Origin of the sequence: Mycolicibacterium sichuanense, from assembly GCF_033741125.1 — a bacterium.
Lineage (GTDB): Bacteria > Actinomycetota > Actinomycetes > Mycobacteriales > Mycobacteriaceae > Mycobacterium.
Genome location: NZ_JAWQPU010000001.1, coordinates 637,277 through 663,668, shown reverse-complemented (window position 1 = coordinate 663,668; position 26,392 = coordinate 637,277). Strand labels below are relative to the sequence as shown.

Below are 26,392 nucleotides of genomic sequence, written 5' to 3'. Positions count from 1 at the left end.
CTCCGGGGAAGACCTACTTCAGCAGCGCGCGCGACATCACGACGCGCTGAATCTGATTGGTGCCCTCGTAGATCTGGGTGATCTTGGCGTCGCGCATGTAGCGCTCGACGGGGAAGTCGACGGTGTAGCCGTACCCGCCGAACAGCTGGACGGCGTTGGTGGTGACCTCCATCGCCACGTCGGAGGCGAAGCACTTGGCCGCCGAGGAGATGAAGCCCAGGTTGGGTTCCATGCGCTCCGCGCGAGCCGCCGCGGAGTACACCATCAGACGGGCCGCCTCGATCTTCATCGCCATGTCGGCGAGCATGAACTGAGTGTTCTGGAAGTCGCTGATCGACCTGCCGAACTGCTTGCGTTCCTTGGTGTATGCGATCGACGCGTCGAGCGCACCCTGAGCGATGCCGACGGCCTGGGCACCGATCGTCGGACGGGTGTGGTCCAGAGTGGCCAGCGCAGTCTTGAAGCCCGTGCCCGGCTCGCCAATGATCCGGTCACCAGGGATGCGGCAGTCCTCGAAGTACAGCTCGGTGGTGGGCGATCCCTTGATGCCCATCTTCTTCTCCTTGGGCCCCACCGAGAAACCGGGATCGTTCTCGTGCACGACGAACGCCGAGATGCCGTTGGCGCCCTTGTCGGGGTCGGTCACCGCCATCACCGTGTACCACTGCGAGTGGCCGCCGTTGGAGATCCAGCACTTGGAGCCGTTGAGCACCCAGTCGTCACCGTCGGCCTTGGCCCTGGTGCGCATCGCGGCCGCGTCACTGCCGGCTTCCCGCTCGGACAGCGCGTACGAGGCGGTGGCCTCACCGGCGCCGATCGACGGAAGCACCTGCTTCTTCAGTTCCTCGGAACCGCGCAGCAGCATGCCCATGGTGCCGAGCTTGTTGCAGATCGGGATGAGCGAGGACGAGGCGCACACCCGCGCGACCTCTTCGATGACGATGCACGCCGCGACGGAGTCCCCGCCCTGGCCGCCGTACTCCTCGGGGATGTGGATCGCCGAGAACCCAGACGAATTCAGCGCGACCAGCGCCTCGTCGGTGTAGCGGGCCTTCTCGTCGACGTCGGCCGCGTACGGCGCGATCTCCTTTTCGCACAGGTCACGCAGGACCTTGCGCATTTCGACGTGCTCGTCGGACAGCTGAAAGACGTCGAAAGACGGGTTACCTGTGGACATTCGCAACTCCTCGCTACTCGCCAGTAACTTTACCGCGCCCGGTCACGAACCCAGCAAGCGCTCCCGCAGTGCGGCATCCTTCTGCAACACCATCTCCTCGAGATCGGACTGAAAGCGCTCCATCCGGGCCCGCAGGACCGCATCCGACGCGCCGAGAATGCGCACGGCGAGCAGCCCGGCGTTGCGGGCACCTCCGATCGACACGGTCGCGACCGGCACGCCCGCGGGCATCTGCACGATCGACAGCAGCGAGTCCATCCCGTCGAGCCGGGCCAGCGGCACGGGCACGCCGATCACCGGAAGCGGCGTCGCCGAGGCCACCATGCCGGGCAGGTGGGCCGCACCACCAGCCCCGGCGATCACGACCTCGATGCCGCGGTCCGCCGCCCCACGGGCGTAGTCGAGCATGCGGCCCGGCGTGCGGTGCGCCGACACCACGCCAACCTCGAACGGCACCTCGAACTCGGCGAGCGCCGTCGCCGCGTCCTCCATCACCGACCAGTCGCTGTCGCTGCCCATGATGACGCCGACTCTTGCGGTTCTAGGCATGTGGGTCCCATCCGTCCGTCCATTCACCGTGCGACAACCAGTGCGCCGCCCGAGCTGCCCGTTCCCTGACCTCGGCCACGTAATTCACGTCCTCCAGCGAGCCACCCGCGGCGCCGAGCACGTTGACGTGGCCGATCTTGCGGCCAGGACGCTCGGACTTGCCGTACATGTGCACGCTGGCCTCGGGTAGCCGCGCCAACAGATGATGCAGCCGCTCGTCCATGGTCATCGCCGGCGCCTGAGGTGCCCCCAGCACGTTCGCCATCACCGTCACGGGTGCGATCGGCCCGGTGGCGCCGAGCGGATAGTCCAGGACCGCCCGGAGGTGCTGTTCGAACTGGCTGGTCACGGCGCCGTTCATGGTCCAGTGCCCGGTGTTGTGCGGGCGCATCGCCAACTCGTTGACCAGGAGCTTGCCGTCGGCAGTCTCGAACAGCTCCACCGCGAGCACACCAACCACTCCCAGCTCCCCCGCCAGCCGCAGCCCCAACTGCTCGGCCGCGGCGCCCAGCTCGCGATCGAGGTCCGGAGCAGGGGCGATCACCTCCACGCAGATGCCGTCGCGCTGGACCGACTGCACGACCGGCCACGCCGCACCCTGACCGAAGGGCGACCGCGCGACCAGCGCGGACAGTTCCCGGCGCATGTCGACACGCTCCTCGAGTAGCACCTCGACACCCTCGCTCAGGTAGCGCTCGGTCACCGCGCGCGCCTCGGCGAGGTCCTTCGCGAGGGTCACGCCGCGGCCGTCGTACCCGCCGCGCGCGGTCTTGACGACGATCGGGCCGCCAATACGCGCCGCGAAGGCGTCGACGTCGGCGAGCTCGGTGGCTTCGGCGAACCGCGGAATGGGCGCCCCGAGCGCCTCTAGCCGGCGCCGCATCACCAGCTTGTCCTGCGCGTGGATCAGCGCCTGCGGCGGCGGCGCGACGTTCACGCCGGCGTCGACCAGGGCCTGCAGCAGATCGGTCGGGACGTGCTCGTGATCGAAGGTCAGGGCCGACGCCCCCTCGGCAGCCTTGGCGAGCGCCTCGGCATCGGTGTGCGCGCCGATGACGACGTCGGGGGTCACCTGGGCGGCCGGATCGTCGGCCGATGCGGCCAGCACCCGCAGTGTCTGACCGAGGGCGATCGCGGCTTGATGGGTCATCCGGGCAAGTTGCCCGCCGCCGACCATGGCGACGACTGGGGGTGAGCTCACGACGCCTATGTTGTCACGGCCGCGATCCCCGTTCGCGGGGGCCGCGACCTGCACGGCTACGCGCAAACTGCCCAGTTTCCGTAGACTGCGCACTCGTGACCTTCTCCGAGGCGACGATCGCGCGTCTTCCACGAGTGGTGCGACCGTTCGTCGAGCGGCATCGCGAACTCATCAAGTTCGCGATCGTCGGCGGCACGACGTTCATCATCGACTCGGCGATCTTCTACACCCTCAAGCTGACGATCCTCGAACCCAAGCCCGTCACCGCCAAGATCATCTCCGGCATCGTCGCGGTGATCGCCTCCTACATCCTCAATAGGGAGTGGAGTTTCAGGCACCGCGGCGGCCGCGAGCGGCATCACGAGGCGCTGCTGTTCTTCGGGGTCAGCGGTGTGGGCGTGCTGCTCAGCATGGCGCCGCTGTGGGTCTCGAGCTACATGCTGGAACTGCGCGTTCCGATGGTCTCGCTGACCATGGAGAACGTCGCCGACTTCGTCTCCGCCTACGTCATCGGCAATTTGCTGCAGATGGCGTTCCGGTTCTGGGCGTTCCGCCGGTGGGTCTTCCCCGAGGAGTTCGGCCGCAGCCCGGAGAAGGCGGTCGAGGCCTCGATCACCGCGGGCGGTCTCGCCGAGGCCCTCGAAGACGAGGTGGAACAGGGTCACACCAGGAGCACGGTCACGCCGCTGCGTGGTCGCCGGGCGCGGCGCGCGGCTCAGCTGGGCGATTCCTCCGAGCCAAGGGTGTCGAAGACTTCGTGATAGAGCAGGGAATGCACCTGCTCCACCCGCGGAATGTCGTGGAACTCCAGGGGATCCTGCGACGCTGACTCGATGATCAGCACCCCGGTGCGAAACATTCGGTCGACCAGACCGTGCCGGAACTCGACGCTGTTGATCCGCGCCAGTGGGATGTCGATGCCCGCGCGGGTCAGCAGGCCATGGCGGAACATCACCCGGCGATCGGTGATGACGAAGTGCGTGGCACGCCAACTCAGGGTGGGCCACAGCGTCAACCAGCCGACCAGGATCAGCCAGATCACCGCGATGACGATCATCACGATGTCCTTGGCCATCTGATCCCACGCCGTGCGGTTGACCACACCGAGGCCGAACCCCGCCACCGCGGTCGCCAGCACCAGGACCAGCACCGGCCAGATCAGTCGCTTCCAGTGCGGATGGCGGTGCAGCACGACGCGTTCGTCGGCGGCCAGCACGTTGTCCGGGTATCCCACGCGCCGACTGTACCCAGCGGCGGCGACTTAGACGGGCCGCAGGTGGACGATGTCGCCGGCGGAGACCACGACCTCGTCTTGCTCGGTCTGGATCCGCAGGCGGCCCTGCCCATCGATGGCCAACGCGTCACCGACGACCTGGCGGTCGCCGGGCAGCATGGCGCGCACGCGCGTGCCGATGGTGAGGCTCTTGGCGGTGTACTGGGCGATTATCGCGTCGTCGGCTCCCCCGGCGGCCCGCAGCGCGTCGAACTGCTCCTGCAGGCGGCGCAGGATGGCAGCCGCGATCGCGGTGCGGTCGAGCTGCCGGGCGCCGAGCAGGGCCAGCGAGGTGGCCGTCGGTTCGGGCAGCTCGTCGGACCCCAGCGATACGTTCACGCCGATCCCGACGACGATCGCGGACGCCGGCGTCGCAACCTCGGCGAGGATGCCCGCCAGTTTGTGGCCGTCGGGCCGCGACAGCACGTCGTTCGGCCACTTCAGGCCCGCCTGCACACCCGTGACGTCCGCGATGGCCGCCACGACGGCGATGCCGGTGGCCAAAGGCACCCAGCCCCAGGCCGCGGCGGGCAGCCCGGCCGTCGAAACGCCCACCGACATGCTGATCTGCGCCCCAGGTACCGCCGACCAGGTGCGGCCGTTGCGGCCGCGTCCAGCGGTCTGGTCCTCCGCTAGCAGGATCGCCCCGCCGATGTCCTCCCCGGCCCCCGCGCGCCCGATCAGGTCGGCGTTGGTGGAGCCGGTGGCCGTCACGACGTCGATGCGCCGCCAGGCGGACCCGGGACCGAGCATCGTGTTGCGTAGAACGTTCTGGTCGAGCGCTGCACGCGCTCCCTCGTCGGCCACGCGGACGAGCCTATGGGGTGCGGCGTTCGTGGACCCCCGCGGACCCGGGTTTGCCACATTCGTAGGCGGCGGTACTGCGAGGTGTTTGCCGAGGGCAAATTTGCCGTTGCTACCCCCGGTGCAAGCGTCAGTAGGCGCCGGAACCGGTGGCGACCGTTCGCACGGTCTTGACCGCGATCAGGACGTCGTTGGTGATCGACCAGTTCTCCACGTAGGAGAGATCCAGCCGCACCGAGTCCTCCCAGGACAGGTCGGAACGGCCGCTCACCTGCCATAGGCCCGTGATGCCTGGCAGTACCAACAGCCGGCGGCGTACCTGGTCGTTGTAGGTGTCGACCTCGCGCCGAAGCGGCGGGCGCGGACCGACGACGCTCATGTCGCGACGGAGCACGTTGAAGAACTGCGGCAGCTCGTCGATGCTGTACTTGCGCAGCAGCCGGCCCACCCGGGTGATCCGCGGATCGTCCTTGATCTTGAAGAGCACGCCGCCGACGCTGTCGTTCACGTCGATGAGGCTGTCGACCTGCTTGTCGGCGCCCTCGACCATGGTGCGGAACTTGATCATCTGGAACGGTTCGCCGTCCAGGCCGATGCGCTCGGAGCGGTAGAACACCGGACCCCGGCTGGTCATCTTGATGGCCAGTGCAGCGGCGATCATCACGGGCAGCGCCCCCAGCAGCACGCTGATCGAGACGAAGTAGTCGAAGGCGAGCTTCTGAATCTTCTTGGTGCCGCTGTACTGCGGCTTCTCCACGTGGATCAGCGGCAGCCCGGCGACCGGACGCATCGTCAGGCGCGGGCCGGCCACGTCGACGACACCCGGGGTAACGACCAGGTCGACGCCCAGTTTGTGCAGATCCCACGACAACTCACGCACGCCCTCGGGACCGAGGTGATCGGTGGTGGTCAGCGCGACGGTGTCGGTGTTGGTCTTGAGGATGGCGTCGTGCACCTTGCCCTCGTCACCGAGGACGGGCAGCTGACCGACACCGGGGATGTCGATGGTGCCGCCGGAGCTGCGACCAGTGAGGCAGACGCCCACCACCGAGTAGCCATAACCCCAGCCCCGCGTGAGCGACTGCACCAGGCTGCGAACCGCCCTGGCGTCACCGACGGCGAGCACGGTCACGACGCAGCGGCCGCGCCGACGTTGCCGGGCGAGGTACAGACGGCAGATGTTGCGCCCGACCACCAACCCGGCCAGGCCGAGGGGGAAGGCGACGGCGAGGTATCCACGCGCGAACTCGGGACGGAAGATCATCAGCGCGACGGCGACCACACCGATGGTCGCGAGCGTGGCGGAGACCACCCGCCGGTACTCCTCGACGCCGGCCCCGACGATGCGCGGTGACCGGGTGCGATACGCCGCGAGCAGCGCCAGCCAGATGCCGGCGATGAGGACCGACAAGATCGAGAAGTAGATCGACGCGGGGTCGCGGGCCGTGATGGGCCTACCGAGGCGGACCATCTGGGCGACCGCCAGGGCGGAACCGACCACGATGATGTCCACGAACACCAGGGCGCGAACGTACCGCCGTTGCCACTGTGGTCCCTTGCCGGGATTGACCGCGCTCAGCGGCGTACGAGTGGGAGCGAAGACTTCTTCTGCTACCGACACTGGTCGCCACACCTCCTGTTTGCTGGCAGCTTACGTTCCTGCGCCGTTCCCCGTGCTGGGTAACACTATCGCACTGTTTGCCAGACGGCGCTACCGCTTCGGTCCAGATCCAGGTCACGCACATTCCCCCTGTGCAAACGCTTTCGCGAGACCGCCCCACTGGTAGGCGTAAACCAATTCCCACCCCAGCCAAGAAAATTGATAGCGCCGTGGCACGGCAGCAAACAACGTGCGGCTCGCCTGATCCGAGAAGCACTGCTCGAAGACGAGTCGGGCCCGCGGCAGGTGGTATCGCCAACTCACCACGATTACCCGCTTCCAGTGCCTCTCGTCGGCCAGGCGCCGCATCATCTCGGCTTCTCCGCGCGTGGTTAGCGGATCGGGGCGCTGGCAGATCACCTCGATGTCTGCCGCAGGACGGCAGACCCGCCTCATCACGGGGTCGTCGTCGTACGGATTCGAGATGACCACGGCACGTGCCCAGCCCGCCCGGGCCAGGCTCAGCCCGAAGTCCTCCCGCCCGTCGTGCTCGCCACCAAGGACGATGATCGCGTCCGCCCGCTCGAGCTGGTCGACCTTGGCGTTCCTGAACACCAGGAAGCCGCTGACGCCCATGTCGATCGCGACGACGACCAGCACGACCAGGATGGCTTGGACGATCGCCAGGATCCGTCTACCCCGTGGCATCGACCCGCCATCCGGTCACGAGCTCAACGGCAATCGTTCGTCGCGGGCTTGCCCGCGAAGCGCTCGAGGATCCAGGACAGGGCCTTGGTGAAGTCGATGTCGCCATGCCCCTTGCCCGGTTGCTCCTCCCAGGCGATGGTGTCACCGAGCGCGCAGGCTCGCCCGATGGCATCGGTGGTCCACTGCGCGTCGATCAGGGTGTCGGCGGTGCCGTAGACCACGTACATCGGGGCGGCCAGCGGTCGCTGCGGCAGCGCCCAGGCCGCAAGCCGCTGGCGAAGCCGGTCCGCCGCGGCGGGCGAACGCGGCTCGAAGTCGGACGGCGTCAGCTCCTGGGCCGCGGCGGGGCGGCGATCCATCAGCGGCCCGGCACATGCCGACAGCACGTCCCACGACCTCACCGCCGCGCCGCGCCGGTAGTCGTCGCGGGTGAGGTCCGGGTAGCGGCGCGCCAGCGATTCGATCACCAGGACGAACGCCAGCCGTTGATCCTGCGTCAGGGTGCCGGCCTGCGCCTTGTCCACGAACCCGGCGATGTCGGCCGCTGGCGCCAGCGCCACCGCCCCGACCAGGTCGAGTTCGGGGGCGTACTCCCGCGCCCACTCGTCGGCCGCCCACGCGGCGCCACCCCCCTGCGAATGACCAAGGGCTGCCCAATGATTCGACACGTTGCCGAAGGTGGAGCGCAGCGCGCGGACGGCATCGATCATGTTGAGTCCGGCGGTCCGCGCGTCGGTGTACGGATGAACACCGGGTGCACCCAGGCCCTCGTAGTCCGGCATGGCGACGGCGAAGCCCTTGGCGGCGAGGCCGGCGACCACCCCCGACACCCCCATCAACGAATCCGACAGGGACGGCGCGCAGGGCTCGTCGATGCCCGTGGTGCCGTGCCCGAACGCGACGACGGGCCAGCCACCCGCCGGCGGGACCCCCAACGGGACGAAGACCGCGCCGGACACGACCGTCGGGACGCCGCCGTTGCCGGACTTCGACCGGTACACCACCCGGGCCGCCTGGAGATGGGCCCCGTCGCCGCTGGCCGCCAGCCCCGGCATCGTGGTCGCGCTGACCAGGGATCCGGGCCCCGTACCGGAGAGGTCGGCGCTGGTAATGGGAACCGGCTGGCCGCCGGGCCGCACGGCCGTCGCCAAGACCCTGGTGGCCAGGTTCCACGACACCGGCAGCGACGCTCCGACGAGGACGACGCCGAGGATCGTGGTGAGCACCAGCGCGACACGTCGCAGCGTCTTCACTAGTCGTCCCATCCCATGCCGGTATCGCCGTCGAGTGCGGTTCGGCCCACGACGCCGTAGGTCGACGTAGAGATCGCCGCGGCCTCACCGAATCGTGGCACCGGGCATCCGGCTGGCGCCGCTCGGTCGCCGTGGGCAGGCCGTCAGCGCGATCATACCGACGCCCCGAGCCGCACCCGGGCTCGCCGCGACCGATTCCGGCAGCGTCACTGTGACGCCTGAGCCGGTGGCAGGAAATCCGCGCAATCGTTGCGCGGCGGTGCACCGGCAAAGCGGTCGTTCAGCCACGGAAAGGCCGTACCACCGTCGACGTCGGCGTGACCCCGGTCGGGCTGGAACTCGATTTGCACGACGTCACCCTGCCGGCAGGCCGCGTCCAGAGCCCGATCGGTCCACGTCGGCGGGACCAGCTGATCCTGGCCGCCGTACACCAGCAGGATCGGCGCGGTTGCGGGCTGCTGCGGCAGGGACATCCGTTGCAGCCGGATCCGCAGCGCATCGGCCGCCGCCGGCGACGCGGGAGCGACCTCCTCGGCGGTCAGCTGCGGGCCGAGTTGGTCGCGCTCCCCGACGTCGGGTCCCTTGCATGCCAGCAGGACGTCCCACTTCTCGGCGGCCCGACCCCGGCGATAGTCGTCGAGCTTGAAGTCCGCCGACTCCTCGGCCAGCGACGCGTACACCTGCAGCACCGCCAGCCGCTGCTCGGAGGTCAGGGTGCCCTCGACCGCCCCGTCGGCGAATCCGGTGATGGCCAGTGGGGCCGAGTAGCTGGCAGAGCCCACCAGGTTCAATTCCGGGGCATACTTCCCCGCCAATTCGTTGGCGGCCCAGGCCGCCTGCCCACCCTGGGACCCACCGAACGCGGCCCAGCGGTTCGACGTGCGCGGCACCAGCTTGCGCGCGGCACGGACCGAATCGATCAGGTCATAGCCCTCGGTGGTGGCGTCGAGATAGGGGTGATAGGTCCCGTTCATGCCGAGTCCCTGATAGTCGGTCACCGTCACGACGTAACCGGCCTTCACCAGACCCGTCACGGTGGTGGAGAGGCCCAGCAGCATTGGGTCCAGCGACGGGGCGCACTCGGAGTGGATGCCGGTCGTCGCGTGGCCGTAGGCGATCACCGGCCAGCCGCCGTCCGGCGGCGTGCCCGCCGGGGCGAAGACGACCCCGGACACCTGCTGCGTGCTCCCGTCGATGCCCGACGTCGACAGATACGTGATGCGGGCCGCCACCGACGACACCGCGCTGAGCCTGCGGTCGATCGTGGGCAGGGTTTTCGCGGTGAGCAGGGACCCGGGAACCTGGCCGCCGAAGGTGCCCGGCAGCGCAGCACCGGCTTCTGCCGACTCCTTCGACGCCACGGACGATTGGTGACTGCAGCCGGTGGCCAGCAAGGCCACCACCACCGCACCGGCCAGCAGGACGCGTCCGCGCATCGATCAACCCTCCACTTCGACGGTGCGGTAGCGCGTCAGCGCCGCGGGGCACAGCTGGGCGTATGCGCGCCACATCCGGTCCCCGAGTTCGCGCAGACCCGCGGCGTCGTAATGCCGATCCAGGTCGCTGTTGAACGACTCCCGCGGTCCCGGCACGAACGCCGCGTTGGGCAACCGGTTCGGCGTGTCCTGGTGTACTGCATCGATCTTCGAGTAGTCCTTGCCGCTGCGCTCCATCTCCTCGGGCACCATCTGTCCGAGGACGAAGGGGGTGTCACCGCCGTAGCGCCGCCGCAGGTCGCCGACCATCGTGTCCAGCTTCTCCCGGTAGATCTCGGCCGACATCAGCGGGACGTCGGTCTCACCCTGATGCCACAGGACCACCGCGACCTCACTGCCGGGGTGGCGCTCGATCGCAGCGTCGATGGCCCTGACGGCCTGCCGGTACAGGTTGACCCTCGTCGAGGTGTCGTTGCCGTCCCAGGTGTAGCCGTTCTTGGGAGTGAACGAGGTGTCACCCCGCGCGCCTGGGACGAGCAGCACGGCCCGCCCGGTGGCGTCAGCCAACCGCTTGCCGAAGGTGACGCCGAATCCCACTCGCTTGCAGGGAATTTCGTGCAGCAAGGGATCGGCACCCAGGACCGCGGTGCCCTTCGACGGGCCACACATCGCCCACTGGTGTACCAGTGGATGCGGACGGTCCAGTCCGGTCGGGTCCAGCCCGAGTCCCATTCCGAAGGCGTTGGACTGACCGAGGATCGGTACCACCAAATATGGGCGCTCTGGCTCGTCGACGGGAACGCCGGGTTTGGCGATGCGTCGCTTGACGACGCATTTGGCCTCCTGCAGCAGTTGGCGCCACGGTGCGGCATCGCCGTCGGGGTTCCTACGGGCATTCATCGACTACCGGCTTTCCCTCGAATCGATCCGCCATCCATGCCAGGCCTGCGGCCCAGTCCACGTCGCCGTGGCCCGTGTTGGGGTCCTCGCGCCAGTCCACGACTCCGCCAAGGGAGCACGCTCGCTTGATGGCGGCCAGCGTCCATGGCGGATCGATGAAGGTGTCGTCGGCACCGAACTCGACGTACAGCGGTGCTGACAGCCGACGCTGCGGCAGCGCCCATTTGGCGAGCAGGTCACGAAGGTGGGCGGCCGCCTCCGGCGTGCTCGGCTTGAAGTCGTCCGGGCCAAGGGCCTTCATCGCGGCCGTCCGCTGGTGCACGTCGGGTCCGCCGCACGATGACAGCACGTCCCAGTAGCGGACCGCCGCACCGTGCCGATAGTCGTCGAGGTTCAGGTCGGGATGCAACCGGGCCAGTGAGTAGAGAATGCCCTGCAGCACCGGACCCTGGTCTTCGGTCAACGTGCCGGCGACGGCCTTGTCCACCAGTCCGGAGACGTCTGCGGCGGGTGAGAGCCCCACGGCGCCAAGGAGTTCGAGTTCCGGTGCGTAGACCGCGGCCTGTTCGTTGGCGGCCCACGCCGCTCCCCCGCCCTGCGATCCACCGAACGCGACCCAGCGGCCGGACACCTCCGGGAAGGTGTGTCGCAGTGCCCGTACCGCGTCGATCATGTTGAGCCCGGCGGTCTTCGCGTCGCTATAGGGGTGGATGCCCGGCGCTCCGAGGCCCTGGTAGTCAGCCATCGCAACGGCATATCCCAGCTTGGTGAAACCCTCGACCGCCGTCACCTGCCCCAGCAGCGTCGGCGACAGCGATGCACCGCACCGTTCCTCCCAGCCCAGTGTGCCGTGCCCGAAGGACACCACGGGCCAGCCTCCCGGCGGGGGCGCGCCAAGCGGCGTGAACACCGTGCCGGAGACCTCGGTGGGCGACCCATCGTCACCGGAGGTCGACCGGTACACCACCCTCGCGGAGCGGATCGACCGGCCGTAGTTGGTGCGCTCGAACTCCGGCATCCGCGTTGCGCTCACCAGCGAACCGGGGCTCGTTCCCGACAGGTCCGCCGTGACGATGGAATCCGGTGCGGGAGCGGCCTGTTGGTCACCCGAGAGCAATCTGGTCAGCGCGGGACGGCCCACGGTGAGACCGATCACGGCGACGACTACGACGACGAGGGGGACCGACATGCTGATCAGGAGGGTAGTTCGCCGGCTCACCCGCCACCGGGCCCGCGGAGGTCTGTCGTCATTCCTGGTACCAGGGCTTGGGGCTCAATCGCAGCGTCGGGCCATCCTGGACGTCACACGAATTGTTCGCGTCGACGCCGGCGAAGCGCTGCTTCAACCAGCCGAGGGCCACGGAACCGTCGATGTCGTCGTGTCCCTTGCCCGGCGCCACGTACGCCTCGATCACGTCGCCCATCGAACATGCCTGGCGCACGGCCGCATCCGTCCACGCCGGCGAGACCACCTTGTCGAGTTCGCCGAACAGAACCAACATCGGCGCGGCGGCCTGGACCTTGGGCAGGCTCATCTGCGCCAGATAGTCCCGAAGCCGGTTGGTGGCCTCGTCGGTCGACGGGCGTAGATCGTCGGGGGTGACCTGCTTGGACACTTCGGTGCGCTGGGCGACCAGCGGTCCGGCGCACGCCGATAGCACGTCCCACTTCTGCGCGACGATGCCGCGGCGGTACTCGTCGAGATCGAGGTCCGGGTGCTCCTCCTTCAGCGAGTAGAGCACCCACTGCAGCGCCGAGGCCTGCTCCGGGGTGAGCGTGCCCGCGGCCGCCCCGTCGGCCAGGCCGACGATGTTTGCGGCGGGCGCCACGCTCGCCGCGCCAACCAGCTGCAGACCCTGGCCGTAGCTGGTGGCCAATTCGTTTGCCGCCCAAGCTGCTTGACCACCCTGCGACGAGCCGAAGGCCAGCCACCGGTCGGAGGCCGCCGGCACCAGCGTGCGAGCAGCTCGCACGGAGTCGATCATGTTGTAGCCGACGGTCGTGGAGTCCAGGTAGGGGTGATAGGTCCCCTTCATGCCCAGTCCCTGGTAGTCGGGCAGCGTGACCAAGAAGCCGGCGTTCACCAGCGTCGCGACGGGGTCGGCTGCACCGAGCAGGTTCGGCCACTGCGAGGGACCGCAATCATGCTGAATTCCGGTGGTGCCGTGGCCCATTGCGACGATCGGCCAGCCGCCCGGCGGCGGCTCCCCGATGGGAACGAAGACCGATCCCGAGACACGCTGGGCACTTCCGTCGATCCCCGACTTCGACTCGAATTCGATCCGCGCTGCCAATGACGTGACCTTCAGCAGGCGGCGGTCGACGGTGGGCATCGTCTCCGCGGACTTGAGCGCGCCGCTGCCGGTCTGTGAGAAGTCGGCCGCGACGGGCACACCCGACATGCTCGAGGATCCATCGGACGGCGGCGGCGTTGGGGTCGGTCGCGGTGCGCACGCCGCAAGACCTGGAAGGCCGACCAGGCACGCGGTCACAAGGGCCAGCGCTGCGGGTTTCCCGATCACGATTGCGCCGTCCGGCCGCCGCTCACCGTCTGGGCGGCGACGTAGGCTACCTGGCCGCGAGTGAGGACCTTGTCCCGCCAGGCACCCGTCGCCAGCACGCCCAGGCAGCTCAGAGCCAGTCCGAGGGCCGCCCCGAAGCCCGCATCGGCCAGCCACGATGCCCGCACCTCGTGAGCCGTCTTGGCCTGGTCGACCAGGACCAGCTCCGGGCCGGACTCGGTGCCCGTCCACTCCACCTCCTGGGAGGCTTCGACGAGGTTCTGTCCCACGGCATTGGCGATGTCGACGGTCTGCTTGGGGTCCGAGCCGGTGACCTGGACGTCGAGCAGAACCGACAGCGGATAGGAGAACTGGGACAGCGTGGCCGGCACCGACTTCACCGTGATGCGCTTCGCGAGGTCCTTCGCCGTGTCCGGCAGACCGAGTTCGTCGATGGCGCGCTGCGTCACGATCGCCGACGTCGCCAGTTGCGCGTAGGTGTCCATCCGCACCGAGGCGCCGCGGTTGCCCTCGTAGGCAGCGTGGGACTGAGCATCACCCGGCACGATCGCGAATACCTCGTTGGAGGCGGCGTACACCGGGTCCTGGAAGTAGCGGTTGGCCACGACCACCGCCACCGCGGAGAGCAGTGTGGCTGCCAGGATCACCAGCCAGCGATCGGCGAGCATCCGCAGGTAGTCGCGGATCCGAGGTACTCCCGCGGGCGGCTTCAAGATTGCCCCGGACACGAGTTGGGGGTCTTCTCCCCGGTCAGCCGATCGCGCAACCAGGGCAGGCCGTAGGTGCTGTCGAGGTCGCTGTGGCCCTGGCCGATGCTCTTCTCGATCTGGAGCTTGTCACCCTGGGCGCACGCCCGGTTGATGGCCTCCTCGAACCACGGCAGGTCGACCAGGGTGTCCTGGGTGCCGTAGACCACCATCAGCGGCGTGGTCAGCTTGTTCTGCGGCAACGCCATCTGCGCAAGCAGATCGTGCAGCTTGTCGCGATCGGCGGGCGTCTGCGGCTTGAGGTCCGAGTTCTGCATCTTCGACCGCACCTTGAGGATGTCGTCGAGATTCGGGGGGAGGCAGTCCAGCAACTCGTCCCAATGCTCGGCGGTGTACCCGTGGCGGTAGCGGTCCAGATCGAGGTCGGGGTGCGACCAGGCCAGCGATTGCAGCGCGAAGACCATCGCCACGCGCTGATCGGCGGTGAGGGTCTCGTTCCACGCCGCATCCGCCATGCCGGCCATGTCCGCGGCGGGGGCCATCGCCAACGAACCCATCAGGTCCAGCCCCTGGCCGTACACGCCGTTGCGGTCCGCCGCGGCCCACGCCGCCATGCCGCCGAGGGAGTGCCCGAACGCCACCCACTGCGTGCTGAGGTCGGCGCCGACCCGTCGCGCCGCACGGACGGCGTCGATCATGTTGTTGCCGAACGTCTTCGAATCGAGGAATGGGTGGTAGTAACCCGGTACGCCGAGGCCCTGGTAGTCGGTCATCGTCACCGCGAAGCCGTTGAGGATCATCGCCTGCATCATGAAGCCGTTACCGGGCAGCGTGGGGAAACGACTTGGGGCGCACTTGTTGAGCACGCCCGTCGTGCCATGTCCGAAGGAGATGATCGGCCAGCCGCCCTTGGGGGGTTGGCCGGGCGGGATGGCGACGACACCCGACACCTCGGTGGGGCTGTCGTCGATTCCCGACGTCGAGCGGTAGACGATGCGCGCGTAGGTCGCGTTGGCATCTTCGAGTTCCTCGCTACCGTGCATCACCTCGACGGAGACGAGCGAACCGGGCCCGTCGTCGACCAGGTTGGGCGGACCCAGTTGAACCGCCCCGCCGAACACGGGAGCGAACGTCTTGACCGCCGGAGTTTGGTTGGCGGGCGGGGCCGACGGAGCCGACGGGCTTGGGGTGCACGCCGCGACGAGCGCGGCAGTCACCACCAAACAGGACAGACTCCGCCAAACGGCCACCAGGTCACCGACTTTCGCGCTTGACGCCCGACCCTCGATGGGCGCCTGCCGGGTTCAGACCGGTGACGTCCGTCGGCTGGTCGCCGTTCGCGTCGGACCGTCCGTTGGCCGCCGCGACGGGGGCGCTGGGCGGCGCGGACTTCTTCGGCGCCGGCTCGGCGGGCTCGTCGGTAGACCTCGGCGCAGCCTTGGAGAGCTCGCGGCGGTGACCGGGCTCGCAGGTCACCACGGTGCCGATGAACTCCGCGTTGGCCGTCTCGAGCACCTGCAGCGCCGCGGTCAACTTCTTCGTCGTCGTGTGACCGATCCGGGCCAGCACGATCGCGCCGTCACCGAGCGCGGCCGCCACGGCACCATCGGAGCAACTCGTCAGCGGCGGGGTATCGATGATGACGTAGTCGAAGCTGCCGCGCAGGGTCTCGATGATCCGGCCAGCGGACTCGTCGCCCCACAGCCGCCGCAACGTAGCTGCCGAGGGTCCCGCGGGGACCAGAGCGAACGGGGCGCCGCCCGGGGATGGGATCACCACCGACGTCACGTCGTCGCTGCCGGCAAGCACGGTGGCCAACCCGCGCTGAGATGCGGTTGCACGTTCGGCGTCGGTCAACCGCAGCCGATCGACGAGCGACGGGTTGAGGAAGTCACCGTCGACCAACACCACGGAACGGCCCGCCTCGGCGAAGACCGCCGCCAGATCGATCGCCGTGGTGGTGCGGCCGTCGCCCCGGGTCGGGCTGGCGACCGCGATCACCTGGGGCCGCCTTCCCGCCCGGGTCCGGGCGAATTGCAGGTTCGTGCGCAGTTCCCGCAGGCGCTCGGCGGCCAGGCCGCCGGCCGCGAGGTCTGCAACCGCCACATCGGACCGGTGCGGATCGGCCACCAGGGCACCGAGGACCTGTGACTTGCTGACCGCCTCGACCCGGTCGCGGCCCCGGACGCGGGAATCCAACACGCCAAGCGCCACCGCAGCGAGGAGACCGACCAGCAGACCGCCCACCGCACCGAGGCCGATGCGCGTCAGCAAACCAATGCCCGCAGCCTTGGTCGGGTAGTTCGCATCGTCGAGCAAGATCGCACCGGCCGCCGGAGTACCGCCGCGACGCGAGGTTTCGAGTTCGCTGACCAGTTGCACCAACTGATCGGCCACGGCGTTGGCGTAGGTCTGAGCCAGGGTCGGGTCGGGGTCGCTGACGGTGATGTCCAACAGAACCGTCTTCGGCAGCGGGGTGGCGGTGATCTTGGACCTCAGCTGATCGGCCGTGATCGGCATCTTCAGCTGGTCGACCGCCCGTGCGGCAACTTGTTCGCTGGTGGCAAGCCCGGCGTAGGACACCACACGCTCCTGCGAGAACAGGTTGTTCTGGTAGGCGTCGCCCACGGACGTGCCGCTCTGCGTCGTCACGAAGAGCCGGGCCGTCGACTGATACTGCGGGGTGGTCATGTACGTGGTCGCATAACCGATGCCCGCTCCCACCACGACGGCCACCAGCACGAGCCACCAGAAGCGTCGGAAGGTTCGCAGGTAATCCCCGATCGCCACCGGGATCTCCATTCGCTCGAAGTTTGCCGCAACATTCACACCATAGCTGGCCAAGCAACACAAAGCACACCACCAGCTCGACGCCGACAGTTGCATTCAGCGAACACAACACGGACTATTGGAGCCGTGAGATGGGCGATGCAGTCGCGGATGGAGCTGTTGACCGGCATCGCCATTGTAGTTGCGTGCCCCATCGTCGCAGCTCTGGCGGCCAGCCCGGACTCGACGATCACGCTCGCCGTCGGCGGCCTCGCCGCCCTGGCAATCGGCGTCTACGTGGGCATTCGTCACCCGCAATGGCTGGCCTGGGGGCTGGCCGCACAGCTCGGCCTGCTGCCGTTCGGATACTTCCCCGGCATCCACGTGCCGCTCTACCTGCCGTTTGCTGCCGGTGTCATCCTCGCGGCCATCGTGCACAAGGACGAGCCCAAGCCGTTCCACCCGTTGGAGAAGGCCCTCATCGCGCTCGTCGCGGTGTCGGCCGTATCCGTGGTGTTCACCGGGCGAACGCTCACCGACGTCGCCGAACTCATCAAGTGGTCGATCGCGACACTGACGGTGATCGCTTTGCTGAGATTTCCTCCGGAGTTACTCGCGAAGTTCGGAAGAATCTATGTCTATTTCGCGACACTCAATGCGGTGTTCGGAATCGCGATCGTCGCGGCAGATCCCACCCAAAGATTCATCAAGATCTTCCGAATGTTCGGATATGGCCTCGTCGACACCGGACGGTTCGTGTTCACCGAGGAAGGCGCGCAGCGCTTCGTTCGACTCGGCGGATTGTGGGTCGACCCCAACATGGCGGGCATCGGTCTGATGATCGCGTTCGCCCTCGGCCTGGTCCTGCTCACGGGCTGGCTGCGGGCGGGCATCACGCTGATCCTGGCGATGGCGATCGTGCTGACCCTGAGCCGGTCGGCCATCTTCAGCGTCCTGGTCGGCATCGGACTCGTCCTGCTCTTCCATTCCATGCGGACCCGCGACCGCAGCATCGCCCTCGGTTCGATCGCGGCCGTCGTCGTGGCCGCCATGGTCACCCCGGCCGTACGTACCCGCATCTTCAGCTCGTTCAGCTCCGACGACGTCGGCAGCTCGTCGCGCGCGGACGCCATCAGGGAGTGGCCCAACCAGATGGCCGGTCACTGGCCCTTCGGACTGGGCTGGGGGCGGCCGGAGTTCAAGAACGGAGCCACCGCCTTCACGCTCAACTTCGTGGCCAACGCCCCGCTCATCACCATCTATCGAGCGGGCATCATCGTCGGCCTGGTGTTCATCACCGTGCTGCTGACGGGGTGCGTGATGAGCGGCAAGTTGATCCGCTCGAACTCGCTGCCCTACGCGATGTACGGCGGCATCTTCATCGGAATGTGCTTCGTGGCATTGCAGCTGGACCACATGGTGGCGACCATCCCCCAGGTGACGCTGATGTTCTCGGTGATGCTGACCTTCCTCATCGTCATCGACGAGGATCGGCGGCGAAACCGACAAGAGGCCCACACCCTCCCGAGCCCTCGCACCGAACCGGCATACTCACCGCTACTGCGTTGACGGTGAACGTCCGCTAGGCAAGTCCAGCCGGAGAAGGTCTGAGGTGATTCGGTGCGGCGATCGATCCGTCGACCGCGTCGAAGGACCTTCGTCGTCGCCGCGGTCGCGATTGGCCTGGCGATCACCGCTGCCGTGTGGGTCGTGCTTCCGTCCGGCCCGTCGCGACACCCACGCCAGGTGATCGTCGAGCAGGCGCCCCCCATCGCGCCCGTGCCAACGACCATCGGGTTTCACGATCCCGACGTCTACTTCGGCTCGGACGCCGACATAGCCCGCGCCTTCGACGCGATGCAGGCGACCAATGTCAGGGCCGTCCGGCTGATGATCCCCTGGGCAGGCGTGGAGCCCACCCGCAACCAGTTCGACTGGTCCAAGATCGACCGGACGGTCGACGCCGCCGCATCGCGGCACATGATGATCCTCGGCGTCGTCAACGCCAGCCCGGCGTGGGCCGTCGCACCGAACGCCCCCGCCATCACCGGCCGGCCCGCCTCGGCCACCCAGTACGCGGACTTCTGCGCCAAGCTCGCGCAGCGATACCGGGGCATCATCTCGGCCTACGAAATCTGGAACGAACCCAACGGTGCCGCATTCTTCGCACCGGCGCCCGATGCCGCCGGTTACACCGAGCTGCTGAAGGCCGCCTACCCGCGCATCAAGGCCGCCGACCCCAGCGCGACGGTGCTCGGCGGCGCGCTGGGCTCGGTGATCGACCGCGGAACGTCGACGATCAACCCCGTCGAATTCGTCCAGCAGATGTATGCCGCGGGGGCGAAGGACTATCTGGACGCCCTGTCGTTCCATCCGTACCAATACACGCTCAAGTTCTCCGACGGATACCCCATCCCCAACTCGCCGATGAACCAGGTGGTGGCCATCCGGCAGCTGATGCTTGCCAACGGTGATGCGAGCAAGAAGATCTGGGCCACCGAGTACGGCGAGCCGGCGACCGAGGCCGACGAGTCGGGGCAGGCCGCGTTCATCACCGACCTGATCAGGAAGTGGCCCGAGATGCCCTACGCCGGCCCGATCATGATCCACACCACGCGGGACCGCAGGACCGGCAGCGCCGACCCCGAGGACGTGTTCGGGGTCTATCGCTCCGATGGCTCGGCCAAGCCCGCCGCCACGGCGATGAAGGATCTGATCGCCGCGGGCACCCCCAGAACCGCGGAGTACCAGCGGTTCAGCGAGATTCACGACGAGGGCTACGGCGAAGTGCTCAGTCCGGTGTTCCGCGCCACCCCGGAGGTCTGGGCCCAGACGCGCACCGAGGCCACGCTGTACGAGACCCCGTCCGGCATCATTGCCTCACCAAATCCGGTGGCCGACAAGGCACGTCTGTACGGCATCGCGCCGAAGGCGCCGTTCCAGGACGGCTACCAAGACATGGACTCCCCTGCGGGCGTGCGCATCTGGTGGTCGCCGGGCACCGGCGCCCACAGCGCGGGCGCCGGCATCGTCGAAGGATGGACGCCAAGGCTGGGCCTGGCGATCTCCGACGAGCAACCACAGGGGTCGGGAGTGCGCGTGGACTTCGAGCACGGATACGTCACGTGGCAGCAAGGTGCCGGCGCGACGGCGCACGTCACCTGACCGGCTTGAGCCCCGCCTGCACGAGCGACTCGACGGCTCGCTGCGGGAGCTTCTGCTCCCAGTGCGCGCGGTTGACCTCGTAGAGTTCCTTGCCGGCGGCCACCGCCGCGTCGCGGTCCAGCAGCATGCGCCGGCACTCCGCGACGAAGTCGTCGTCGTCGTCGAAGGTGGACATGCCGAACACCGAGGTGAGCGAGCCAACGGCCGGGCCGCTTCCCACCACGGGCAGCCCCTGGCTGGCCGCGTCGAGCAGCTTCACCCGCACGCCGCCGCCGGTCCGGATCGGCGCCATCAGCGCGCGGCAGGTCTTCAGGAAGGCCGGCAGATCGTCGACGAACCCGAGGTCGCGGACACGCTCCGGGTAGACCGGGTCGGTCGACCCCTTCTTCTTGGCACCCACGATGCACAGCTCGGCATCCGGGATGCCCTCGGCGATGCGCGGCCACAGTCGCAGGGCGACGTGGAACGCCTCCTGATTTGGCGGCCAGTCGCGGCCACCGAGGAACACCAGCCGCCGACCCGTCTGCGACACGTCGATCTGCTCGGCGGGCGGCAGCGTCACCTCCATGAACCGGGCAGCCGAAACCCCGTGATCCCGGTACATCTCGGCTTCCTCGATCTCGTAGCAACCGACCGCATCGGCCAGCTTCGCCACCCGCAGCTCGTCACGCAGCAGGCGCGGGGCCTCGATCTTGCCGAGCGTGCCGCGGGTCGACAGCCACACCTGGGACTCGGTGTTGATCGTGTTGATCACCAAGCCCTTCTTGCCGAAGAGGCTGCTGCGGATGAACGTCTCGGCCATGTAGCTGTGCTCGCTGAAGAACACGTCCTCGTCGCTGGCCTCGATGGCTTCGAGCAGCTCGTCGGTGTCGAACCTGACGTGCACCAGGCTGCGCCGCTTGAGCAACGAATTCGCCAGCAGTGGAACGCGTTTCACCGGGTACTGGGCCACCCGCAGCGTCTTCAGCCCACCCTTGACGACGTCGGAGACCAACTCACCGGCGGGCTCCTCGGACAGGCAGACCAGGCGGATGTCGTACGCCTCGGCGGCCAGTCTCATCACCACGCGGGCGAGTTCGACGTCACCGCCGTGTTCGGTCACCGGATCCTTGGAGACCAGGAATGCCACCTTGGTCATGCGCGATCCCGCTCCGCTTCTCGCTTACCGGTCATGCGCGATCCCGCTCCGCTTCTCGCTTACCAGTCATGCGCGATCCCGCTCCGCTTCTCGCTCGCCCGTCATGCCTTGACCTTTCGTCGATAGATAGCCACCAGATAGATCGCCAGCAGAATGGCATCGGTGCCGACCGTGGCGCACGCCGCCCCGACGGCACCGAACTGGGCCAGTACCGCGACCGCCCCCAACTTCACCGGCACCAGGCCAAGATTCGCGCTCAGGCGCATCACGTCGCGACGCTGAGCGTAGAGGATCACGGCCAGCACCGAACTCATGGTCCGCATGGCGCAGAACACCGCCATGATCAGCATCGCGACCGCCAGCTCCGTCGGTGCGGGCGTCGCCAGCAGGACCAGCCCGGCGATCACGACGAGCGATCCCGTGCCGAGACCGAGGAGCACGATGTTGCGCAGCGACGGACCCGTCGACAGGTCTCCCCCGCTGCGCCGCAGCGGCTCGTTGTAGGTCATCGCGAAGGACTGGCCGATGGCCGCCAGCGCCACGGTCACGGTCACGGTCAGCGCGTAGTAGCCGACCGTCGTGCTGTCCGTCAGGAAACCCAGCAGCAGCACGTCGCCCTGCAGGTAGATGCACATGCCGAGCATCTCGCCGACCAGCGCCAAGATCAGCCGCGGCGGTCCGGGAACGCCAGGGCGGTGCCCCCACACCCGTCGCGTGGCCAACACCAGGACCACCAGGTAGGGGCTGCAGTAGAGCAGGCTTGCGATGGCGAGATTCGGCTTCGCGGAGGCGAACAGGTACGTACCCGCGATCAGCACGCTCGTCACCTGCCGCACGGTGTCCATCCGCCAGGTCACCTGCGGGTGGCCGTCCCTGGCGGCCTTGCTCTGATACGACTTGAACACCATCTCGCCGCCGGCGATGACCAAGCCGAACCAGGCGATGTAGTTGACGCCGATCAGGGCGACGCCCAGCGCCACCAGTGTGATCCCGACCAGGTAGCGGCTGGTGCGCTCGGCCAGGAAGTGCTCTTCGGACTCCCGCATCGCGCGCACGTTGAACGGGTTGTCCAGCGGCGGCCCGACGACTGCCGACAGCGCGAAGCCCATGCCGTACTTGCCGTAGTCGCCGACGCTCAGCTTGCCGACCAGGGCGAGGGTCCACAGCATGCCGATGCCGCGGCCACCGTACATCCAGCCCACCGCGACGAGCGTCTTGAAGATGTTGCGCGGGGCGGCCGCGCCCTGCGTGGTTGGCTCAGCCACTCTCGTGCTGACGGCCCAGGATCTTCGACCACGCAGCGGCGAACGCCTCGGCGGTCCGAGCGATCGAACGCTCCTCGCGGGTGCGGTCGGCGTTCTTCCCGACCTCGGTCACCCGGCCGTCGTCGTCGACGAATGCGGCGATCGTGTCGGTGAAGCCGGGCGGCAACGCATTCGGGTCACCAGGCCCCATCGGCACCACCACCGCGCCCGTCTCGGCGTCGAACTCGGCGAGCGAGCCATAGCTGGTGGCGATGATCGGCGTCCGGTAGGCCAGCGCGTGCGCGGCCACCGATGACGCCGGGAAGGTGTCGGCGTAGAAATGCCTCTTGCCGTAGGGAATCACGATGGCTCGCACCGATTCGAAGAATGCGTCCTCTTCGGGGCCGTCGACACCACCGACGATCTCGACGCCGGCCATCTTCGGCAACGCCTCGGTGCCGCGGCCAGCGACGCGGATCAGGATGTCGTCGGGCAATTCCTTGCGGATCTGCTCGATCTGGTCGAAACCCTTGCCGCGGTACACCAATCCGAAGAAACCGATAGCCTTGGGCCGGTCCTCGGCGGGCTTGATGACGTTCTTGTCGGCGACCCGGTACGGCACGTAGTGCGTGCGGGTGTGCGGGTAGACACGGTCGATGGACGCCTGCCCCGTCCGGCTGAGGGCGAAGATGTCGCGGCGGCCGTTCACCCGTCCCTCGAGCCACCGGGACAACGGCCGCAGGGGGTAGTGGAAACCGTGCATGAGCAACTTGTGTCGGGCCACGAACCGGGTGCGGGCGGTGAACCACAGCGCCTGTGGCGGATCGTGCACCGTCAGCGTGACGGGAATGCCCTTCAGCCCGGCGATGGCCCAGAACGGCGAGAGCATGCCGCAACCGATCTCCGAATGCACCAGCACCTTGCCTGCCGGCCACGAGGCGATGAGGTCGCGAACCTGCTTGCGCACGCGCCGGACGTCGGACCACGTCTCGTCACCGGGCCCGGACACCCGCACCTCCGCCACCTCGCCGAAGTACGGGCGCAGGGCGGCGACCATATCCTCGGTGTAGTCGCCGATCGCCGTGACGTGGTTGCGCGGCCCGACGTAGATCAGGCGGTAGTCCTCGAGATCGACGGCCATCAGAAGAACAGCGGGCGGTAAGGGCTGCTGTACTTCAGGGCGTCCGGGTTGCGCTTGGTCAGCACCTTGGCCGGCACGCCGCCAACGACCTCGAGCTCCTCGATGTCCTTGGTCACCACGGCATGCGCCGCGACCACCGCTCCGCGCTTGATGTGCGACGGCAGGATCATCGCCCGGCTGGCGATCCAGACGTAGTCCTCGATCACCGTCGGGATCGGCATGGGCAGGAAGTCCGGATGGTTGATGTCGTGCCCGCCACCAAGGATGTGGGTGTCGCTGGCGATGTTGACGTTGTCCCCGATCGAGATGCCCGCCCGCGAATCCAGGAAGCAGCGGAAGCCGATCGTGGTGTAGTTGCCGATCGTCAGGAACTCGGGGTCGAACACGGTCACCCCGCGCATGAGCGTCGACTTCTTGCCGATCTTCGTCCCGGCGACCCAGCGCAGGAAGTTCTGCCGCACGAAGTGCGACGGGATGTAGGTGACGATCATGTTGTAGAGGATCGTGGCAATGCGGTTGCGCGCCTTGCGGGTGAACGTCATCCCCTGCATCTTGTAGGCGACGACGCGGCCGTCGGGACCCAGCTCCCATTCCGGGTCGGGCGGCAGCTTCAGCCCCGGCGCGGCGGCCAACTTCCTGGCCCGGTCCTCGGGGTCTGCCTTGAATGGTTCTGGAATCACGTGTCTCGCTCCTGTGATAGGTCCGACTCGACCATGGCAATTACGATTTCCTGGAAGGTCTTGGTGGGCTTCCACCCGAGTATGTCCCACGCCCTCGTCGCGTCACCGACCATCGCGGGCCGGTCGGCTGGACGGATCAGGCCGGGGTCGCTCAGCACGAACTGCTGCCATTCGTCGATGCCCGCGGCCGCGAAGGCAGCGGCGACGAAGTCCGCCAGCGAGTGTGCGACACCGGTGGCCACCACGAAGTCGTCGGCCTTGCCGTGCACCGCCATCCGGTACATGGCGTCGACGTAGTCCGGCGCCCAGCCCCAGTCGCGGCGCACCGTGAGATCGCCGAGCACCAGGTGCTCCCGACGGCCCCGGGCGATCTCGGCGACCGCCTTGCTGATCTTCCTGGTGACGAATCTCGCTGGGCGCCGGGGTGATTCGTGGTTGAAGAGGATGGCATTGGTCGCCTCGAGGCCGCGCGCCCGGTACACCTGACATAGGTTGTGACCCAACGCCTTCGAGGCGCCGTACGGTGAGATGGGCCGCACCGGGGTGGTTTCGCTCTGTACCGCGTCCGGCGCCCCGGCGAAGATCTCGCAGCTGGACGCGTTGACCACGGTCATCGGGTTGCCGCGGCGATCCTGCGTGCGCAGGCAGGCATCCAGGACGGCGGCGGTCGACGACGAGTTGATCCGGGTGCAGGACACCGGGTCGTCCCACGACGCCGCCACCGAGGACATGCCGGCCAAGTGAAAGACCATGTCGGGTGCGACGGCATCGAGCAGCTGGGCGACCGAATCGCGGTCGGTCAGATCCGCTTCGTGAGCGACGAATCCGGACCCCTCCACGTCGGGGGCAGCCCCGATCCGGATCGCGCCGTGGACTTCGACGCCCGCTGCGGTCAACAGCTCGGCGAGATACCGGCCGTCCTGCCCGGTGACACCGGTGATCAGAGCGGTGTCAGCGGTCACGCCGGTCGCTCCGCGAGCTCGTCGACTGCCGCGTGAAGCGCCTCGACGTAGCGCTCCTCGGTGAACTGCTCGACGTGCGCCCGAATTTTGTCCGGGTCGAACGACGACGCGTCGAAACGGTCCAGCGCCTCGGCGATCGACGCGGCATCGGGCTGGTCGAAGTACATGCCCGTCACACCCTCGGCGACGGTGTCGAGGAAACCACCCCAGCGCAACACGATGCTGGGCCTGCCCCAGACGCCCGCCTCGATCGGCGTCAAGCCGTAGTCCTCGTAACTCGCCGCAATCAGTGCCTGGCAATGCTGGTAGAGCCACGACATCTGGCCGTCGGTCAGGTCGCGCAGCATGAACACGTTCGGCGTCTTGGCCGCGGCGATGCGCTCGGCATCGGGCCCGCGTCCCACCACGACCAATCGCTCCGAACGCCCGGCGAACGCGCGCACCACGGCGTCGACGTTCTTGTACGGCAGCAGCCGGGACACGCACAGGAAGAACTCCTGGGCCGGCCTTGGCGCCCCGTCGGCCGACAGCCACTGCTCGAGCTCGGGAATCGGCTCGGTGGCCGCGCCCCTGGTCATCGCGACGGGCGAGGGAAGGACGTCGGCGGAGATACCGTAGGCGTCGGCGATGCGCTGCTGCACCACGGTCGACACGGCAAGGTAGCGGTCGCAGGAACTGGCGGCGCGGTAATCCCAGGCGCGCAGCCGCGACGAGGTGGCGGCCAAGAGCCCACGCTTGAGCAGCCCGCTGTCCGAGCCGAGGTACATGTCGCTGAGATACAACCAGCGGGCCGGGGAATGGCAGTGCACCAACTTGCGCCCGGTGGTCTGGAAGCCGTGGGCCCAACCGCTGGAGCTGGTGACGACCACGTCGGCGTCGACGTGCATGGAGTTGGCCGCCATCGGCAGAATGGGCAACGCCGCGCGGTGATGCTTGCGGAAGATCCCCAGCGAATTCAATCGAGAGACCCGGACGTCGCGGTCGGCGAATTCGGGATAGGTGTTGGCGGGGTCGTACAGCAACGTGTAAATCGGGGCGTCGGGAAATGCCCGGGTCATGGAGAGGACGACCTTCTCGGCACCCCCACGCTGGGTCAAATAATCGTGGGCGATCGCGACCCGAGGCCCGTCGACTCCGTCGTATCTGCGAACTCGAGGCACGCT

24 protein-coding genes are annotated in these 26,392 nt (G+C 68.1%); 3 read left to right on the top strand and 21 right to left on the bottom strand.

Features of this window, described 5'->3' with window-relative positions; translation table 11 throughout:
• Nucleotides 1–13 precede the first annotated feature (13 nt).
• Genes SBI80_RS03180 through SBI80_RS03170 form a run of 3 tightly spaced genes read right to left on the bottom strand, consistent with a single transcriptional unit; the run spans nucleotide 14 to nucleotide 2,903 of the window.
• Entirely contained in the window at nucleotides 14–1,177 is a 1,164-nt protein-coding gene (locus SBI80_RS03180) for an acyl-CoA dehydrogenase (RefSeq protein WP_318972965.1), read from the bottom strand.
• A 42-nt stretch (nucleotides 1,178–1,219) separates the two neighbouring features.
• Entirely contained in the window at nucleotides 1,220–1,726 is a 507-nt protein-coding gene (gene purE / locus SBI80_RS03175) for a 5-(carboxyamino)imidazole ribonucleotide mutase (protein ID WP_318972964.1), read from the bottom strand.
• Nucleotides 1,719–2,903 (bottom strand): 5-(carboxyamino)imidazole ribonucleotide synthase, encoded by a 1,185-nt coding sequence (locus SBI80_RS03170; protein WP_413232654.1) that lies wholly within the window; start codon nucleotides 2,901–2,903, stop codon nucleotides 1,719–1,721. Before SBI80_RS03170 ends, purE begins: the two co-directional genes overlap by 8 nt.
• A gap of 119 nt (nucleotides 2,904–3,022) precedes the next feature.
• Here SBI80_RS03170 and SBI80_RS03165 point away from each other — a divergent pair, with 119 nt between their 5' ends.
• Nucleotides 3,023–3,688 (top strand): GtrA family protein, encoded by a 666-nt coding sequence (locus SBI80_RS03165; protein WP_318972963.1) that lies wholly within the window; start codon nucleotides 3,023–3,025, stop codon nucleotides 3,686–3,688.
• On the opposite strand, the gene SBI80_RS03160 is transcribed toward SBI80_RS03165, so the two are convergent.
• The 12 genes from SBI80_RS03160 to SBI80_RS03105 all read right to left on the bottom strand — a co-directional run bounded on the left by SBI80_RS03160 (nucleotide 3,643) and on the right by SBI80_RS03105 (nucleotide 16,920).
• Entirely contained in the window at nucleotides 3,643–4,161 is a 519-nt protein-coding gene (locus SBI80_RS03160; RefSeq protein WP_318972962.1) for a PH domain-containing protein, read from the bottom strand. The genes SBI80_RS03165 and SBI80_RS03160 overlap by 46 nt on opposite strands.
• Nucleotides 4,162–4,188: 27 nt before the next feature.
• Nucleotides 4,189–4,953, bottom strand: a complete 765-nt coding sequence (locus tag SBI80_RS03155) for a biotin--[acetyl-CoA-carboxylase] ligase (protein WP_318973659.1) — start codon at nucleotides 4,951–4,953, stop codon at nucleotides 4,189–4,191.
• 181 nt (nucleotides 4,954–5,134) lie between these two features.
• Entirely contained in the window at nucleotides 5,135–6,625 is a 1,491-nt protein-coding gene (locus SBI80_RS03150; RefSeq protein ID WP_318972961.1) for a sugar transferase, read from the bottom strand.
• A 114-nt stretch (nucleotides 6,626–6,739) separates the two neighbouring features.
• Complete coding sequence (locus SBI80_RS03145; protein ID WP_318972960.1) at nucleotides 6,740–7,264, bottom strand: YdcF family protein; 525 nt, start codon at nucleotides 7,262–7,264, stop codon at nucleotides 6,740–6,742.
• Between the two features lie 71 nt (nucleotides 7,265–7,335).
• Entirely contained in the window at nucleotides 7,336–8,565 is a 1,230-nt protein-coding gene (locus tag SBI80_RS03140; protein ID WP_318972959.1) for a lipase family protein, read from the bottom strand.
• 206 nt (nucleotides 8,566–8,771) lie between these two features.
• Nucleotides 8,772–10,001 carry a lipase family protein gene (locus tag SBI80_RS03135; protein ID WP_318972958.1) on the bottom strand — a complete coding sequence of 410 codons (1,230 nt, stop codon included), beginning with the start codon at nucleotides 9,999–10,001 and terminating at the stop codon, nucleotides 8,772–8,774.
• Nucleotides 10,002–10,004: 3 nt separating this feature from the next.
• Nucleotides 10,005–10,901, bottom strand: a complete 897-nt coding sequence (locus SBI80_RS03130; RefSeq protein ID WP_318972957.1) for a sialate O-acetylesterase — start codon at nucleotides 10,899–10,901, stop codon at nucleotides 10,005–10,007.
• Nucleotides 10,888–12,090 (bottom strand): lipase family protein, encoded by a 1,203-nt coding sequence (locus tag SBI80_RS03125; protein WP_318972956.1) that lies wholly within the window; start codon nucleotides 12,088–12,090, stop codon nucleotides 10,888–10,890. The genes SBI80_RS03130 and SBI80_RS03125 overlap by 14 nt, the downstream gene beginning before the upstream one ends.
• 58 nt (nucleotides 12,091–12,148) lie before the next feature.
• The gene (locus tag SBI80_RS03120) at nucleotides 12,149–13,303 is read right to left on the bottom strand and encodes a lipase family protein (protein ID WP_318972955.1); all 1,155 of its coding nucleotides are present in this window, start codon (nucleotides 13,301–13,303) and stop codon (nucleotides 12,149–12,151) included.
• A 116-nt stretch (nucleotides 13,304–13,419) separates the two neighbouring features.
• The gene (locus SBI80_RS03115) at nucleotides 13,420–14,151 is read right to left on the bottom strand and encodes a YveK family protein (RefSeq protein WP_318972954.1); all 732 of its coding nucleotides are present in this window, start codon (nucleotides 14,149–14,151) and stop codon (nucleotides 13,420–13,422) included.
• Entirely contained in the window at nucleotides 14,133–15,347 is a 1,215-nt protein-coding gene (locus SBI80_RS03110; RefSeq protein ID WP_318972953.1) for an alpha/beta fold hydrolase, read from the bottom strand. Before SBI80_RS03110 ends, SBI80_RS03115 begins: the two co-directional genes overlap by 19 nt.
• A 37-nt stretch (nucleotides 15,348–15,384) precedes the next feature.
• Entirely contained in the window at nucleotides 15,385–16,920 is a 1,536-nt protein-coding gene (locus tag SBI80_RS03105; protein ID WP_318972952.1) for a tyrosine-protein kinase domain-containing protein, read from the bottom strand.
• Between the two features lie 126 nt (nucleotides 16,921–17,046).
• Between SBI80_RS03105 and SBI80_RS03100 the strand changes: the two genes are divergently transcribed.
• Nucleotides 17,047–18,468 carry an O-antigen ligase family protein gene (locus tag SBI80_RS03100; RefSeq protein WP_318972951.1) on the top strand — a complete coding sequence of 474 codons (1,422 nt, stop codon included), beginning with the start codon at nucleotides 17,047–17,049 and terminating at the stop codon, nucleotides 18,466–18,468.
• A gap of 51 nt (nucleotides 18,469–18,519) precedes the next feature.
• The gene (locus SBI80_RS03095) at nucleotides 18,520–20,064 is read left to right on the top strand and encodes a cellulase family glycosylhydrolase (protein WP_318972950.1); all 1,545 of its coding nucleotides are present in this window, start codon (nucleotides 18,520–18,522) and stop codon (nucleotides 20,062–20,064) included.
• Here SBI80_RS03095 and SBI80_RS03090 read toward each other — a convergent pair.
• The 6 genes from SBI80_RS03090 to SBI80_RS03065 all read right to left on the bottom strand — a co-directional run bounded on the left by SBI80_RS03090 (nucleotide 20,057) and on the right by SBI80_RS03065 (nucleotide 26,287).
• On the bottom strand, nucleotides 20,057–21,202 hold the full coding sequence (locus SBI80_RS03090; RefSeq protein ID WP_318972949.1) for a glycosyltransferase: 1,146 nt from the start codon (nucleotides 21,200–21,202) through the stop codon (nucleotides 20,057–20,059). The genes SBI80_RS03095 and SBI80_RS03090 overlap by 8 nt on opposite strands.
• Nucleotides 21,203–21,303: 101 nt before the next feature.
• A complete protein-coding gene (locus SBI80_RS03085) occupies nucleotides 21,304–22,467 on the bottom strand; it encodes a lipopolysaccharide biosynthesis protein (RefSeq protein WP_318972948.1) in 1,164 nt (387 codons plus the stop codon).
• Nucleotides 22,460–23,587 carry a glycosyltransferase family protein gene (locus SBI80_RS03080; RefSeq protein ID WP_318972947.1) on the bottom strand — a complete coding sequence of 376 codons (1,128 nt, stop codon included), beginning with the start codon at nucleotides 23,585–23,587 and terminating at the stop codon, nucleotides 22,460–22,462. The genes SBI80_RS03085 and SBI80_RS03080 overlap by 8 nt, the downstream gene beginning before the upstream one ends.
• A complete protein-coding gene (locus SBI80_RS03075) occupies nucleotides 23,587–24,267 on the bottom strand; it encodes an acyltransferase (RefSeq protein ID WP_318972946.1) in 681 nt (226 codons plus the stop codon). Before SBI80_RS03075 ends, SBI80_RS03080 begins: the two co-directional genes overlap by 1 nt.
• Complete coding sequence (locus SBI80_RS03070; RefSeq protein WP_318972945.1) at nucleotides 24,264–25,229, bottom strand: GDP-mannose 4,6-dehydratase; 966 nt, start codon at nucleotides 25,227–25,229, stop codon at nucleotides 24,264–24,266. The genes SBI80_RS03075 and SBI80_RS03070 overlap by 4 nt, the downstream gene beginning before the upstream one ends.
• Nucleotides 25,226–26,287 (bottom strand): glycosyltransferase, encoded by a 1,062-nt coding sequence (locus SBI80_RS03065; protein WP_413232618.1) that lies wholly within the window; start codon nucleotides 26,285–26,287, stop codon nucleotides 25,226–25,228. Before SBI80_RS03065 ends, SBI80_RS03070 begins: the two co-directional genes overlap by 4 nt.
• Between the last annotated feature and the right edge of the window lie 105 nt (nucleotides 26,288–26,392).